16 protein-coding genes are annotated in these 13536 nt (G+C 43.6%); 9 read left to right on the top strand and 7 right to left on the bottom strand.

Features of this window, described 5'->3' with window-relative positions; genetic code table 11:
* Positions 1–34: 34 nt before the first annotated feature.
* On the top strand, positions 35–1231 hold the full coding sequence (gene devC / locus QH73_RS07200; protein ID WP_236146896.1) for an ABC transporter permease DevC: 1197 nt from the start codon (positions 35–37) through the stop codon (positions 1229–1231).
* A 126-nt stretch (positions 1232–1357) separates the two neighbouring features.
* Here the strand turns inward: devC and QH73_RS07195 are convergent, their stop codons facing one another.
* The gene (locus QH73_RS07195; protein WP_236146895.1) at positions 1358–1642 is read right to left on the bottom strand and encodes a four helix bundle protein; all 285 of its coding nucleotides are present in this window, start codon (positions 1640–1642) and stop codon (positions 1358–1360) included.
* 37 nt (positions 1643–1679) lie between these two features.
* Here QH73_RS07195 and QH73_RS07190 point away from each other — a divergent pair, with 37 nt between their 5' ends.
* Together QH73_RS07190 and QH73_RS07185 are read left to right on the top strand one after the other, a co-directional pair.
* Complete coding sequence (locus QH73_RS07190) at positions 1680–2414, top strand: DevA family ABC transporter ATP-binding protein (protein ID WP_039715772.1); 735 nt, start codon at positions 1680–1682, stop codon at positions 2412–2414.
* A 34-nt stretch (positions 2415–2448) separates the two neighbouring features.
* Positions 2449–2736 carry a hypothetical protein gene (locus tag QH73_RS07185; protein ID WP_132866724.1) on the top strand — a complete coding sequence of 96 codons (288 nt, stop codon included), beginning with the start codon at positions 2449–2451 and terminating at the stop codon, positions 2734–2736.
* A 463-nt stretch (positions 2737–3199) separates the two neighbouring features.
* Here the strand turns inward: QH73_RS07185 and QH73_RS07180 are convergent, their stop codons facing one another.
* Positions 3200–5329: a heavy metal translocating P-type ATPase gene (locus QH73_RS07180; RefSeq protein WP_039715771.1), complete on the bottom strand. Its 2130-nt coding sequence runs from the start codon at positions 5327–5329 to the stop codon at positions 3200–3202.
* A 182-nt stretch (positions 5330–5511) separates the two neighbouring features.
* Here QH73_RS07180 and glmU point away from each other — a divergent pair, with 182 nt between their 5' ends.
* Positions 5512–6900 (top strand): bifunctional UDP-N-acetylglucosamine diphosphorylase/glucosamine-1-phosphate N-acetyltransferase GlmU, encoded by a 1389-nt coding sequence (gene glmU, locus QH73_RS07175; RefSeq protein ID WP_039715770.1) that lies wholly within the window; start codon positions 5512–5514, stop codon positions 6898–6900.
* A gap of 14 nt (positions 6901–6914) precedes the next feature.
* On the opposite strand, the gene QH73_RS07170 is transcribed toward glmU, so the two are convergent.
* The 3 genes from QH73_RS07170 to QH73_RS07160 all read right to left on the bottom strand — a co-directional run bounded on the left by QH73_RS07170 (position 6915) and on the right by QH73_RS07160 (position 8478).
* A complete protein-coding gene (locus tag QH73_RS07170) occupies positions 6915–7058 on the bottom strand; it encodes a hypothetical protein (protein ID WP_165587630.1) in 144 nt (47 codons plus the stop codon).
* Positions 7055–8029 (bottom strand): isoaspartyl peptidase/L-asparaginase, encoded by a 975-nt coding sequence (locus QH73_RS07165; protein WP_039715769.1) that lies wholly within the window; start codon positions 8027–8029, stop codon positions 7055–7057. Before QH73_RS07165 ends, QH73_RS07170 begins: the two co-directional genes overlap by 4 nt.
* 125 nt (positions 8030–8154) lie before the next feature.
* Positions 8155–8478 carry a DUF1825 family protein gene (locus QH73_RS07160; RefSeq protein WP_039715768.1) on the bottom strand — a complete coding sequence of 108 codons (324 nt, stop codon included), beginning with the start codon at positions 8476–8478 and terminating at the stop codon, positions 8155–8157.
* Positions 8479–8765: 287 nt separating this feature from the next.
* On the opposite strand from QH73_RS07160, the gene QH73_RS07155 reads away from it, so the two are divergent.
* Both QH73_RS07155 and QH73_RS07150 read left to right on the top strand, forming a co-directional pair.
* Entirely contained in the window at positions 8766–9209 is a 444-nt protein-coding gene (locus QH73_RS07155; protein WP_201277969.1) for an NINE protein, read from the top strand.
* 83 nt (positions 9210–9292) lie between these two features.
* Positions 9293–9808 (top strand): ComEA family DNA-binding protein, encoded by a 516-nt coding sequence (locus tag QH73_RS07150; protein ID WP_039715767.1) that lies wholly within the window; start codon positions 9293–9295, stop codon positions 9806–9808.
* A gap of 16 nt (positions 9809–9824) precedes the next feature.
* Here the strand turns inward: QH73_RS07150 and QH73_RS07145 are convergent, their stop codons facing one another.
* Positions 9825–11231, bottom strand: a complete 1407-nt coding sequence (locus QH73_RS07145) for a cytochrome P450 (protein ID WP_039715766.1) — start codon at positions 11229–11231, stop codon at positions 9825–9827.
* 302 nt (positions 11232–11533) lie between these two features.
* Here QH73_RS07145 and QH73_RS07140 point away from each other — a divergent pair, with 302 nt between their 5' ends.
* From QH73_RS07140 to QH73_RS28685, 3 genes are all read left to right on the top strand, one after another.
* Positions 11534–12205: a DUF1614 domain-containing protein gene (locus tag QH73_RS07140; protein ID WP_039715765.1), complete on the top strand. Its 672-nt coding sequence runs from the start codon at positions 11534–11536 to the stop codon at positions 12203–12205.
* 167 nt (positions 12206–12372) lie between these two features.
* On the top strand, positions 12373–12723 hold the full coding sequence (locus QH73_RS07135) for a phosphate-starvation-inducible PsiE family protein (RefSeq protein WP_201277968.1): 351 nt from the start codon (positions 12373–12375) through the stop codon (positions 12721–12723).
* 36 nt (positions 12724–12759) lie between these two features.
* Positions 12760–12882 carry a hypothetical protein gene (locus tag QH73_RS28685; protein WP_286194054.1) on the top strand — a complete coding sequence of 41 codons (123 nt, stop codon included), beginning with the start codon at positions 12760–12762 and terminating at the stop codon, positions 12880–12882.
* On the opposite strand, the gene QH73_RS07130 is transcribed toward QH73_RS28685, so the two are convergent.
* Positions 12874–13251, bottom strand: coding sequence for a hypothetical protein (locus QH73_RS07130; RefSeq protein ID WP_052290071.1), 378 nt, complete (start codon positions 13249–13251; stop codon positions 12874–12876). The genes QH73_RS28685 and QH73_RS07130 overlap by 9 nt on opposite strands.
* Positions 13252–13536: the final 285 nt, after the last annotated feature.

Here is a 13536-nt window from a genome sequence, read left to right as displayed (position 1 = left end):
AGTATATCGATAAACCCGCCCCTACAAGTAATGGATGTACGCCATCAATTACCCATTACCCATTACCATTATGAAATGGCTGAAAAAAATTCCCCTCGCATGGCATCAATTAATGAAAGAAAAGACGCGGTTGCTAGTGGCGATCGCGGGAATTGGTTTTGCTGATATGCTGATTTTTATCCAACTGGGATTCAATGACTCTCTTTACGACAGTGCAACACAGACACAAAGTTTGCTACAAGCAGATTTAGTAATGATTAATCGGCAATTTGAATCGCTGTCTACGCTACAAAGCTTTTCAAGAGAAAGATTATATCAAACATTAGCATACAATGGCGTGTCTTCTGTTAGTTCGATTTATATTGGCAGAGGTGAATGGAAAAATCCTGCAACGCGAATTGACAGAACAATTTTAATTTGGGGAATCGAGCCAAATGCACCTAGCTTTGCCGTACCAGAAATTCAACAAAATGCAAAACGATTACAACTTTTAAATACTGCTTTATTCGATCGCGCTTCTCGTCCCGAATATGGTGCGATCGCAGAGACAGTAGAAAAGCAAGGTAGTGTAGAAGTCCAGTTAAATCGACAAAATATTCGCACGATTGGCTTATTTAGAATTGGTGCATCTTTTGCGGCTGATGGTAATGCGATCGTTAGTGATTCAACTTTTCTCAAACTACTACCCGAACGCAAATCCAATCAAATTGAAATTGGATTAATTCAACTCAAGCCAGGGACAAATTCAGAAAGCGTCAAAGCACAATTAACAGCAAATCTACCGAATGATGTTAGAGTCATGACACCAAAAGAGTTTGCTGAAGTAGAAAAATATTACTGGGAAAGCCAGGGTGCAATTGGATTTATTTTTGGGCTTGGTGTGGTTGTAGGAATTATTGTAGGCATTGTCATTGTGTACCAAATTCTTTACACCGATGTTGCCAATCACTTACCCGAATACGCCACGCTTAAGGCAATGGGATATAGCGATCGCTATTTATTAGGCGTTTTGATTCAGGAATCACTGATATTAGCAATTTTGGGATATATTCCAGGCTTTCTAATTTCTTTAGGACTATATCAAATTGCAGCAGCAGCTATTTTAATGCCAATTGGAATGAAAGTGGAACGAGCAATCTTTGTGTTAGCAATTACGTTTATTATGTGTAGTTTATCTGGAGCGATCGCAATGCAAAAATTACGTTCTGCCGATCCTGCTGATGTGTTTTAATTAGTAGTTGGTAGTTGGTAGTTGGTAGTTGGTAGCTGATTCTATTACCTGTTGTCTAATGAGTTTAAATAAGCTGTTAATCTGGGCGATAATTCATCAATTATTGGTTTAATTGTAGCTGATTGCTCAGCAGTAAGTAATTAGTTTTCGAGTATAAGCTAAGCGCAACCAACTAATAGGTTCATATAAAGATCCTCTGGCTATTTTTATGAATCGCTGATTGTCTTTGAAGTTATGGCGACCGCGTCCCTCTGCAATGTTGACACAGATACTATCTGCGGCTCGAACAATCTGTTTTCCCATTGTGTCTTTAGTAAAACTATCCCATTGCTTAACAATCTGCCAAACTTGATTTGCTAATCGCTCCGCTAACTTATACACATCCAAACTTTCAAACTCCGGTCTAGCCATTAAAAATTCCTTGTACTTCCTATCTCCTATTCTTCCCATGAACAACTACCAACTACCAACTACCAACTACCAACTACCAGTCATCTCCATCCAAAATCTCAACCACTACTTCGGACAAGGCGAACTAAAAAAACAAGTTTTATTTAATATCAACTTAGAAATTGTGTCTGGGGAAATTATTATTATGACTGGACCTTCTGGCTCTGGTAAGACAACTTTATTAAGCCTGATGGGAGGGTTGCGATCGGCTCAAGAAGGTAGTTTAAAAATCCTCGGACAGGAAATTCGCGGGGCAAACAAACAACTATTAACTCGGTTACGCTGCCAAATTGGATATATCTTTCAAGCACACAATCTGATGTCATTTCTGACTGCAAAACAAAACGTAAGAATGTCTTTAGAATTACACGATCGCTATCTTGCTGAAGATTTAAACGCTAAAGCCACAGCCATGCTAGAAAGCGTTGGCTTGGGACATCGAGTCGATTATTATCCAGAAAACCTCTCAGGAGGGCAAAAACAACGAGTGGCGATCGCCCGTGCGTTAGTGAGTCATCCTAAAATTGTCCTAGCAGACGAACCGACAGCCGCACTTGACAAGAAATCTGGACGCGACGTGGTAGAGATTATGCAGCGTTTGGCAAAGGAACAGGGTTGTACCATCCTGCTTGTCACCCACGATAACCGCATTCTCGATATCGCCGATCGCATTGTTTACATGGAAGATGGTTGTTTAGCCAATAATCCGAATTCAGCTGTCTTGGGTGAGTAGATATATATGGAGTTACTACCCAGGAGAATAAAAAGTGGATAATTTATACGCCGCTAATATCTGCCAAACGCCTAAAGCTTGGGCAAATACTAAAACTTGGCAGGAGACTTGTAGCAAATCTAACGCAGACACGCAAACCAGCCACAACGATTTGCTGATTCCATCGGCAATCGTAGTATTACCAATATTGATGCTCGTTTCAATACTCGTTACTAAAAAGTTACGCCTACACTATCGTCGTCAGCAGCAGAGAAATAAAGCATTTGCCCGTTTGCAAAAAGTTGTAATGTTAGAGCGGATGTTATCTATTAAGGTTAAGTAGTCAATAATATATGTGATGAGCTTGACAAACTAACTAGACTCAGTAGCAAATACGTAGTATAAATAAAGTATTTGAATTAATTAATTTATAAAAGTCAGGCGCGATCGCGTCTACAACTCGATATCTCTACAACTCAATATTTCTACTAATAGCTTAGCCATGACCAGAAACAGCGAAGATGAAGATAAACATCTGTTTGAAATGGGTCTTGTCTACGGAGCTATTTTAGGATGTCTGGGTTTAATCGGGTTAATCATGTTCTCTGAGCCCAGATTAATTATTGCATGTTTAATCTTTTCTATTTGGATTTTAGTTATATCGTTAATTTAGAAATCTTTATTAGGGAGCAGGGAGGAGGGAGCAGGGAGCAGGGGGGGAAAAGAGAGCTGGGGGAACTGGGGAAGCTGGGGGAGCAAAAACTGTCTTCACGCAGTGTAGTGCAGCGTCTACTGTCAACCAATAACTACCAATTACTCATTACAAACCACCAATTTCTTAACAATCTTAAACCACTCAAAGTCACAATGACAGTCGATCCTTCATGACCAATTACGCCAATTGGCATATTCATGTTGCCAGTAAAATTAGCAATGAGTAGTAACACGATAAAGCTGAGAGCAAAGGTAATATTTTGTTTGATGATTCTTTGCGATCGACGACCTAAATGAATTGCTACTACTAATTTTTCTAAACGATCTGCCATCAAAACGAGATCGGCGGTTTCTAAAGCAACATCGCTACCAGTCACACCCATAGCAATACCTACCGATGCTTGAGCTAAGGCTGGTGCGTCGTTGATGCCATCTCCTACCATAGCTACAGTTTGATATTGACCCTGAAGCTGACGAATGACTTTAACTTTATCTTCGGGTAATAATTCAGCATAAACGCGATCGATCCCAACAGCTCGAGCAATGCGATCGGCTGTACGCTGATTATCTCCCGTGAGGACGATTGTTTCTTCAATTCCTAATTGCTTCAGGTGCTTGATGACTTCAGCAGCTTTGGGACGTAGGGTGTCGGCTACAGCCACAATTCCGATGATTTCACTTTCTCGTGCTACCCAGATGACGGTTTTACCTTCGGTTTCGAGGTGTTGGGATAGTTCGGGAGTCGGTAGGGGCGCACTGCTGTGCGCCCGTACTAAGGAGTTGGGAGTCGGGAGTCGGGAGTCGGGAGTTGTAGGGGCGGGTTTTGACCAAAAATCGTAGGCTTGAATTGTCAAGCTATTTGCTAAACTCGCCCGTACAGGGGAGTTATTCGTTAACTCCAAATTTTGAATTTTGAATTTTGAATTTTGAATTAAAAAATCAAATTTCCCTACTAGGACTTGCTGTTGATAAACTTCTCCAATAATTCCTTGTCCTGGGTGAGAATATACGCCAACAGCAGGGACGATCTCGATTTGTTTTTGTTGGGCAGCGGTGACGATCGCTTGTCCGATAGGATGTTCGGAATAGGCTTCTAGAGCAGCAGCAATTTGTAAAACTTCATCCACTGAATGCCCGGTGGTAGGGATAACTTCCGTAACTGCTAATTTACCTGTGGTGAGAGTTCCAGTTTTATCAAATCCGATCGCCCGCACTTTTCCCATCATTTCTAACTGCGCCCCACTTTTAAATAAAATTCCCTGTCTGGCACCGTTGGCAATTCCCGATAGCAATGTCGGCATAATTGCTGCCATTAAAGCGCAAGGAGAGGCAACAACGAGAAAAATTAAGGCGCGATAAATTGTTGTTTCCCAATTCCAACCCCAAATAAAGGGGGGTAAAATTGCCAATAAAATCCCAGCAAGAACGATAACTTTGGCATAGCCGCGCTCAAAGCGTTCGATAAACATTTGTGAAGGAGGTGCTTCTGTTTGGGCTTGCTTGACTAATTGAATGATGCGCTGAATTAGGCTGCTTTCCGGCGGCTGATGCACTTGCAGAATTAAAGCGCCGTTACCATTTAAAGTCCCCGCAAAAACTTCATGCCCTACAGTCTTTTCTACTGGTAAAGACTCCCCCGTAATTGCTGCTTCGTTGAGGGTGCTGTAACCTTCTTGAATGATGCCATCGGTGGGAATGAGTTCTCCAGGTTTAACTAAAATGCGATCGCCAACTTGTAACCGATCGACATCAACCAACTTTTCCTGTCCGCGATCGAGTACCCTAGCTGTATCGCTACTTAGACTCATCAAACTGCGAATATCTCGTTCCGTGCGCTGCATTGCATAGCCTTCCAGCGCCCCACTGATAGCAAAAATTAAAATTAGAACTGCCCCATCGACAATTAAGTAATATTCCCGCCGCCACACACCTAATCCCGCCGCCCCCAAAGCAGCGACAATCATCAACAAGTCCACATCCAACTCTTTTTCTTGCCACAGAGTTGTCAGCCCTTCCTTCGCGCTCTCATACCCGCCGATAACGTATGCTGCTGGTAGTAACAATAATCCCAGCCCAAGCCAACCTATTTGGAGCGCTATCCACCCCAAAAGTACCAATACAGCACAAACAAAAGCGGCGATCGCATCTAGATGTTCTCGACTGAAAACTCGAAATAAAGTTTTCGATAAGGTTTGGAGACGGGTAATCGCGAAGTAAGTCATAGCAACTGCACATACACCCTCTCACCCTAAACCTTGACATCAATGTCAATGTCAAGTCATTGGTAGTTGGTAATTGGTAGTTGGTAGACGGTTAACTGATAACTGATAACTGACAACTAGTCACAAGTCACTGATTCCTTTATCCTTGAATAGGCGAATAGCAGATAGCCAAGTCTAAACATATGGTAGCGGTAGCAATTTTGGCAGCTGGGCGCGGTACGCGAATGAAATCGACGTTGCCCAAAGTTTTACATCAAATCGGAGGGCGATCGCTGATCGAACGAGCGATCCAGGGTAGTCTAGAAATCTCTCCCAAGCGAGTTTTGGTAATTGTGGGATATCAAGCCGAGCAAGTGAAGACAGCTCTTTTAGATCCCAACCGCTCGCTAGTCTCTGATTCCTTGCCAAAGTTGGAGTTTGTCGAACAAACCGAGCAGTTAGGTACGGGTCACGCAATTCAGCAAGTCCTGCCACATTTAGAAGGCTTTGAAGGGGATTTATTGGTGTTGAATGGCGACGTTCCCCTGTTACGACCCCAAACTCTAGAGCGGTTGATTCAGACCCACAAACAGCACCAACATGCTGCTACCATTCTCACAGCTCAACTCTCCGATCCTCAAGGTTACGGACGGGTATTTTGTAACGGTCAAAACATCGTCCAACAAATTATTGAAGATCGCGATTGTAGCGCAGCTCAAAAGCAAAATCGTCGCGTTAACGCTGGGGTATACTGTTTTCGCTGGCAAGATTTAGCGAAGGTATTACCGCAACTACAAGCAAACAACGACCAAAAAGAATACTATTTGACAGACGCTGTAAATTTACTCCAACCCGCGATGGCAGTTGATATCGAAGACGAACAAGAAATTTTGGGAGTCAACGATCGCGAACAATTAGCAACTGCCTACGAGATTTTACAAAGACGCATCAAGTCCTATTGGATGTCAGCAGGAGTCACTCTAATCGATCCAGCTAGTGTCACAATTGACGACACGGTAAAGATTCAACCAGATGTTGTCATTGAGCCACAAACCCACCTCCGGGGTCAAACCGCGATCGCCTCTGGCTGTCGGATTGGACCAGGTAGTCTCATAGAAAATAGTCAAATTGGCGAAAACGTCACGGCGATGTATTCTGTCGTCAGCAACAGTATCGTCGGTGCTGAAACTCAAATCGGTCCCTACGCTCACCTACGAGGTCAGGTTGAAGTTGGTGCGGGTTGTCGGATTGGTAATTTTGTGGAATTGAAAAATACGAAATTAGGGGCAGAAACCAAAGCCGCCCATTTATCATATCTAGGTGATGCCACCATTGGAGAAAAAGTTAATATCGGTTGCGGTACAATTACAGCTAACTACGATGGCGTAAAAAAGCATCCGACTAAAATTGGCGATCGCAGCAAAACAGGTGCTGATAGCGTCCTCGTCGCTCCAATCGAGATCGGACAGGATGTCAACATTGCCGCAGGCTCGACTATTACCGAAGACGTACCCGACGATTGTTTGGTTATTGCCAGATCGCGTCAGGTCGTCAAACCTGGCTGGAGGCTGAATCGAGGGAGCGATCGGTGACTAGTGGCTGGTGACTAGTAGTAAATAGGGTGTGGGGTGTAGTGGAGAGAATTCGGAATTCGGAATTCGGAATTAATGCGTGAATGCGTGAATTGTCTTGCTCCCTCAGCTTCCTCAGCAACCTTGCGCTCCCTGCTCCCTGCTCCCTGCTCCCTCAAATACAACCAACCTGCGTCCCCACGGGCAACTCTAAAGTGTCAGCAATCTTGTTGCCATCGTGGAAAGCAGCTAAAATCACATCGCTGGTTTTTCCCCAAGCGATCGCACCAGAAGCATCAAGGGCGATCGCCCCTAAATCTCGCTGGCGATCGCTGGCTTCAGTAAACGTGCGTTGCATCGCATCTATCAAAGACATACCATCCGTGACGCGGACGACGATCCGCGCTGCCAAACACTCATCGATAATGTCTTCGCCAATTCCCGTACAGCTTACGGCGGCGTGTGCTGTAGCATAATTTCCCGCAGGCATGGCAGAATCGCTGACACGTCCGATGCGTTCAAACCCCTTACCACCTGTAGACGTACCAGATGCTAGCTTTCCTTGGCTATCTAGCACCACTACGCCGATTGTCCCCCGTCTAGCACTCGTATCGACAACTGTGGTATCTGCATCATCTCCTACCCCGACTTCTGCCACTACCGCCGCCATCGTCTTTGTGAAATTTTCCTGCCTTTCTTGCAGCCATTCATTGAGACGGCGCTCTGTAATCGGATCGTAGCTAGGCAGTTGCAGTTCTCGCAATAGTTCTGCTGCCCCAAAGTCTGACAACACGCGATCGGGGGAGCTTTGTAAATACAATGCTAGTTCGATTGGATGCTGGACTCGCGAGACATTGATCGTACCGCTAAATCTTTGAGCAATGCCATCCATCAGCGCCGCACTCATGCGAATTTGTCCGTCCGATTGCAACACCGATCCTGTTCCAGCATTAAACAAGGGATCGTCTTCTAGCATCTGACAACCGCGTACCACTGCCTCGCAAGCACTCTTTCCTTCTAGCAATAAAGCATAAACCTCTTCAATAACCGGGTAGAGCGATCGCCTGACTGCTTCCACTCCTCCTTTACCGTGTAACGAACTGCCTGCACCACCGTGAATAATTACTTTTGGTTGCACGTCTAACTCCATTTCATCCTCGTGCTTAAAACTACCACAAAGGGGCTAGAACAGCGACCAGTTATCAGTTATCAGTTATCAGTTGTCAGTTGTCAGCGAGAAAGGCAAAAGGTTTCTGACTTACGACTTACCCCTAGTTAGGACTGATTCTCTAGCTCTGCTTTCATCCGCTCCAAAGTATTATGCATTTGCTCGAACATTTGCTGCGGCGTGATCCCAAACTGATTGAGCTGAGTCTTAAGTTGTTCTACCGTCATTTGTGCCATGAAATCTTCTGAAAGTTCAAAGCGCTTCATAAAAATCCGATAGCGCTCCATCATGGCTTCCATTTGATCGATGTATAGCTTTTTTCCTTCGCGGTCAAATTTGCCGTAGCTGTTCCCCAGCTTGATCAGCGCTTGATAATCCTCAAACAGCTGTTTGGCTTCCTGTTGAACTATATCAGAATCAAAAAATCCCATAGCACTTGTAATTATTTGAGTGAGGCACTCAGAGTTTTTATAGATACGTCTAATATCATTCTAGTTTAGACGACAATTTAATACAGCAGTCATTGGTCATTTGTGAGTGGCTGGTGGTGAGTGGCTAGTAGCTAGAATCTTTTCTAGTCGCCAGCCACTAGTTACTAGTCACTCTCTACTGATAAGGGAATGAATAATATAGAAGGTAGAAGGTAAGGTAGTTAAAAAAGCGATCGCTGCCTTGACAAAATACTTTTAATCCCCTCTTTTCCTCTGGAGTTGTCCTCATGAGCATCGTCAGCCAACAAAAAAATCGTAAAGTTGCTGCTACTCTGGCTTTTGCCTGTACGGTGTTGCCGATGCCAATTGCTGGATTGCACAAGTTTTATTTAGGACAGCCTTTGTGGGGATTGCTGTATCTATTGCTCTCATGGACACCTATACCCCGCGTAGCTAGTGCCATTGAAGGGTTTTGGTATTTAGTACAAGACAGTGAGGAGTTTGACCTCAACTTTAATTCTGAATTCGGTGAATTAGGCATGTCTGGAACGAACGTGACTAATCTTGCCAATTTTTCCATTTTATCGAAGCGTCCCTCAACTACAGTCATACCAGACCGAGTCAGCGCGATCGCAGATGCCATGAGAGAATTAGACAATCTCCGCCAAGAGGGGTTAATCTCGGAATACGAATTCGAGCAAAAACGTCGCCAGTTGTTAGATAGTATTTGAAATAAATCGGAAGTCGGACCTCGGAAGTCGGAAGTAACTGATAACTGATAACTGACAACTGATAACTGATAACCGACTCCCCAATGTTAAGCTGGCTGCAAATTCAAACGATCCGCAATCGATTGCTGAACGATCCTTACTATCGCTTGCAATCGTTAGAAGAAATTGCTGTGGCGGTGTCTTTAGGAATTCAGATTGATGTCAACCAAGCAACGGTAGATGACTGGTTGAGGCTACCGGGACTTTCCATACATCAAGCGCGATCGCTCGTTCAACTCAGCCATGCTGGGGTACAGTTTTATTGTATTGAAGATATTGCCGCTGCTTTGAGCGTTCCCGTACAACGCCTCGCACCCTTGACACCAATCCTCAAATTCTGTTACTACGATGCAGAGACTTCTCCTCTTCTTCGCCTCAATCCTAATACAGCGACAGTAGAAGATTTAATCCAAATTCCCACTATGGATCTGGCATTAGCGCAAGCAGTTGTAGAAAATCGTCAGATGGCTGGTGCTTATCGAAATTTAGTTGATTTTCAAAAACGATTGTCCCTTCCAGGTCAAATTATTGCCCAGTTAATGCATTATTTAAGTTTTTGACTGTCATCTTGGTAGCTTAGCGATCGCTCGTCAGCAATACTTTTGAATTTTGACTTTTCACGTTTGACTTTTGCTGGACGACCATTTTCATATTGGCTGGCGGAGCTACTGTTAAACCGCGACGAGTTGGTTTGACAGGACGATTACTAGCTAATTTGAGATCGTAATTCGACAGGATATTTGCTAATACTAATTTCATTTCAAATAAGGCAAAAGCTGCACCGATACAGCGGCGATTGCTACCACCAAAGGGTAAATACTCGTAAGGAGAAAATTGTCGTTCTAAAAAGCGTTCTGGAATGAATTGTTTGGGATAAGGATACAGATCCTCGCGCTGGTGGGTGAGATAAATAGAAATCACCACGATCGCACCTGACTCCAACTGATAGCCGCCAATTTCCATTGGAACTTTCAGAATACGCGGGAAGGGACTGATCGCGATTGGGTAAATGCGGAGGGTTTCGCAACAAACAGCATTCAAGTAAGGTAATTTAGCGATCGCACTCAGATCGGGATTAGTTCCCAAGGAGTCTATTTCCGCTTGTAACTTTTCTTTGACTTCCGGCAGGCGATCGAGCCAATATAATGCCCAGGCAAGTGCTGAAGCAGTTGTTTCGTGTCCGGCAAATAATAAAGTTAGCAGTTCGTCGCGCAATTCCTCGTCGGTCATGGGTTGACCCGTTTCATCTCGCGCGGCTAGCAGTAAGGAAAGAATATCATCGCGCTGTAAAGACGTTGCCTGTAACATCTCTACACGTCTTTGTTGAATTTCTGCAACTAACAGATCGTCGATTTGCTGTTTCCTTTGCAAAAACTGTCCCCAAGGACTCCACTTACCCCAATCTTTTTGTAGGGATGGAAAGAATAGCACCATCGAACTTACAGGGGAACTGACGGTTTCTAACAGGGAGGTTAGCAGTTTTCGCAGGCGATCGTAACGTTCTCCACCATCCAAACCAAAAACAGCGCTGAGGATGACGCGCATCGAGATTTCTTGTGTCGCAGCACGAACGGTTATCGATTGCCCTACTTGCCACTGACTGGTAACTTGTGCCGTAATATCCCAAATAGTTTGTCCGTAAGTCCGCAAGCGATCGCCGTGAAAGGGTGGCATTAATAACTTACGCTGACGCTGATGTTTCATCCCGCCGAGTAAAATCAGCGAATTAGCTCCTAATAACGGTAGTAAAATATCATTACCGCTATTAGTATCAAAAAACTCTGGATTTGCACCTAAAACTTGTTCGATCGCCGCTGGATTGCTTAAATATACCATCGACGGCGAGGCATTTTTGGCGATCGCAAAAATATCGCCATACTTCTTCGCCCGTGCTTCCATCACCTCAAACGGGCGTAAGATCCAATTAATAAATCTCAATCTCCGCAGCCAAGGCGGACCACTCGGACCATCAGGTAATCGCATACGCCGTAAGTCATAAGTCGTAAGTCGTAAGTCGTAAGTAAACAACTTCTTGCTTCTTCTCACGCATTACTCTTCACTGATAACTGTTTTATTTTAATACTCTTGTAGCTGTGGCGATTTGCTAATCTAAGGCGATCTCACCTTACACACAATCCCCCTCACTACGATACACTTCTGGCAGAAGAGGCGAGTAACGAGCAGTGAGTAGTTAATGGTTAGTGACTGGTGACTAGCTTCGGAGTTTTGTTCTACTCACTAGTCACTGACAACTGATAACTAATAACTGATAACTGACAACTGATATGTTCTACCTTCCTGTTTCTATTTTGCTGTTTATTTTACTTTTGTTAGTTTTTCCTTTTGTTTGGTTTGCCTTGACGCTCGATGTTGTCCAAATAGCAGTAGAAAAATTAGGGTTTTCTGCCAATGCTGCTCTATTTTTATTAGCAGCAATAATTATTGGTGGCACAATCAATATTCCTTTATACAAGGTAGAATCACAAGTTGAAGTTATTGACAGTTTCAGCGATCTGTGGGTAAGACAATTTTTCGGAATCCCCTTACCACGCATCCATCAAAAAACCATTGTCGCCTTAAATGTCGGTGGTGGGTTAATTCCTGTTCTTTTAGCTTTATATCAATTTCGTCATGCTAATCCACTAGCAATTGTTTTAGTCACTGCGATCGTCACAATTGTGAGTTACTACGCTGCTCGTGTCGTACCAGGAATCGGAATTCAGATGAATCCGTTACTGGCTCCTTTAACAGCCGCGATCGCATCTGCTTTCATCACAAGAGGAATCCACGCCGCACCCGTTGCCTTTGCAGGCGGGGTGTTGGGAACCTTAATCGGTGCGGATATACTACACCTAAAAGAAATTCAGCGCATGACACCAGGAGTTCTCAGTATTGGCGGTGCAGGCGTATTTGATGGCATTGCCTTATGTGGTTTATTCGCTCTTTTGCTATCGTAGTTTCTAGATTCTGCAATGACAACTATTTACCACTAAAACTTAGGAGAGATGGAGTATCGATTCAAAATGCAGCTTGGTAACTGGTTTCACATAGAAAAAATTATTCGTTATTAGAAGCAATTCAAAATTTTATTGTAGTCTCTTTATGTTTTGGTTTATTCTGTGTCATGATAATTCGGCTAGGAGATATGTTTGTCTCCCTGCTGCATCCTTTAGAGTTTCAGCGCGTCACTTCTGACATTCTTTTTATTTTAATTCTCGTAGAATTATTCCGTTTGTTAATTATCTATTTGCAGCAGCAGCGAATTTCGATTGGTGTAGCAGTTGAAGTATCAATTGTTTCTGCATTGCGAGAAATAATTCTACGGGGCGTACTAGAAATTTATAGTAGCCAGATGATAGGAGTTTGTAGTTTCTTAACCGTGTTGGGTTTACTACTCTTAGTTCGGGCTTGGATGTCACGCATATACGATCGCCCTATGAGTTCTCCATTAGAATCAGCAAAGCCAGAAAAATAATTATTGTCAGATCGTAAAACCGCTTAAGGAATGAATATGGAAAACCGTTTAGCAGCCTTTCGTAAATTGCCATTAAGAGCGCAACTAGCTCTAATTAACTCAACCCGCGACAATTCAGTATTGAGCCAAAATCGAGAATATATAGAAAATTTAGCGTAACCCACCCCCATTGCAGACGACATTAAAAGCGTTGACAGCAGGTGAACCTGGAATAAATTCTCCTTCTGTACGCTCTGTATGCTCTGCTACGACTTCTCCAGTGGAACTATAGACACCTACACGTTCTACAAACAGTCTTTTCTGGGGACAGTATGCTGCAATGTCAGTTATACCTACCCCATCTCCAAATTGCTGAATTAATCTAAAATTCGTTCCTCGGACACTCCTTAAATCGAGATATACGGGCATCCCCCTCGCACCCTCTCCCACTTCGACATAATGCTGTTCTATTTGTGCGATCGCCGATGTGCTTCCACCACCGCTAAATAAGGCTAACGCTGCCACGCCCCAAACCAATTGCTTAACCATATTTTTGTCGTCAAAACTAATATCTCCTAGCCTGACGTGCAGTTAGCCTTAAACATATGAGTGCGATCGCTGAATTTTCTTGAAGACTGAATGAAGGACAACCAACCCTTTTAAAAGTGCTTGACACTTAAAGGAAAATCTACAATAATTATTTCAGGGAAGATAAAAAATATCTCCCCTGAAAACAAGGAGGTGATGTACAGATAACCAACTCAAACAAAAACGGTAACGGTCAGGGTGACTATCAGCCCTCAAAAACCTACGAGCATCTGCACGCAGATGATT

This window comes from Scytonema millei VB511283 (assembly GCF_000817735.3).
In the GTDB taxonomy this organism is placed as follows: Bacteria; Cyanobacteriota; Cyanobacteriia; order Cyanobacteriales; family Chroococcidiopsidaceae; genus Chroococcidiopsis; species Chroococcidiopsis millei_B.
Note: the sequence above shows the minus strand (reverse complement) of the source record. Positions and strands in the feature narration are given on the sequence as shown.

Excerpts from the sequence above, each read along its gene's own strand:
- QH73_RS28685 (WP_286194054.1), top strand. The coding sequence starts at position 12,760 with ATGGAAAACCGTTTAGCAGCCTTTCGTAAATTGCCATTAAGAGCGCAA.
- devC (WP_236146896.1), top strand. The coding sequence starts at position 35 with ATGTACGCCATCAATTACCCATTACCCATTACCATTATGAAATGGCTG.
- QH73_RS07130 (WP_052290071.1), bottom strand. The coding sequence starts at position 13,251 with ATGGTTAAGCAATTGGTTTGGGGCGTGGCAGCGTTAGCCTTATTTAGC.
- QH73_RS07145 (WP_039715766.1), bottom strand. The coding sequence starts at position 11,231 with ATGCGATTACCTGATGGTCCGAGTGGTCCGCCTTGGCTGCGGAGATTG.
- QH73_RS07155 (WP_201277969.1), top strand. The coding sequence starts at position 8,766 with ATGAGCATCGTCAGCCAACAAAAAAATCGTAAAGTTGCTGCTACTCTG.
- QH73_RS07190 (WP_039715772.1), top strand. The coding sequence starts at position 1,680 with ATGAACAACTACCAACTACCAACTACCAACTACCAACTACCAGTCATC.
- glmU (WP_039715770.1), top strand. The coding sequence starts at position 5,512 with ATGGTAGCGGTAGCAATTTTGGCAGCTGGGCGCGGTACGCGAATGAAA.
- QH73_RS07140 (WP_039715765.1), top strand. The coding sequence starts at position 11,534 with ATGTTCTACCTTCCTGTTTCTATTTTGCTGTTTATTTTACTTTTGTTA.
- QH73_RS07160 (WP_039715768.1), bottom strand. The coding sequence starts at position 8,478 with ATGGGATTTTTTGATTCTGATATAGTTCAACAGGAAGCCAAACAGCTG.
- QH73_RS07150 (WP_039715767.1), top strand. The coding sequence starts at position 9,293 with ATGTTAAGCTGGCTGCAAATTCAAACGATCCGCAATCGATTGCTGAAC.
- QH73_RS07180 (WP_039715771.1), bottom strand. The coding sequence starts at position 5,329 with ATGACTTACTTCGCGATTACCCGTCTCCAAACCTTATCGAAAACTTTA.
- QH73_RS07195 (WP_236146895.1), bottom strand. The coding sequence starts at position 1,642 with ATGGCTAGACCGGAGTTTGAAAGTTTGGATGTGTATAAGTTAGCGGAG.
- QH73_RS07165 (WP_039715769.1), bottom strand. The coding sequence starts at position 8,029 with ATGGAGTTAGACGTGCAACCAAAAGTAATTATTCACGGTGGTGCAGGC.
- QH73_RS07135 (WP_201277968.1), top strand. The coding sequence starts at position 12,373 with ATGATAATTCGGCTAGGAGATATGTTTGTCTCCCTGCTGCATCCTTTA.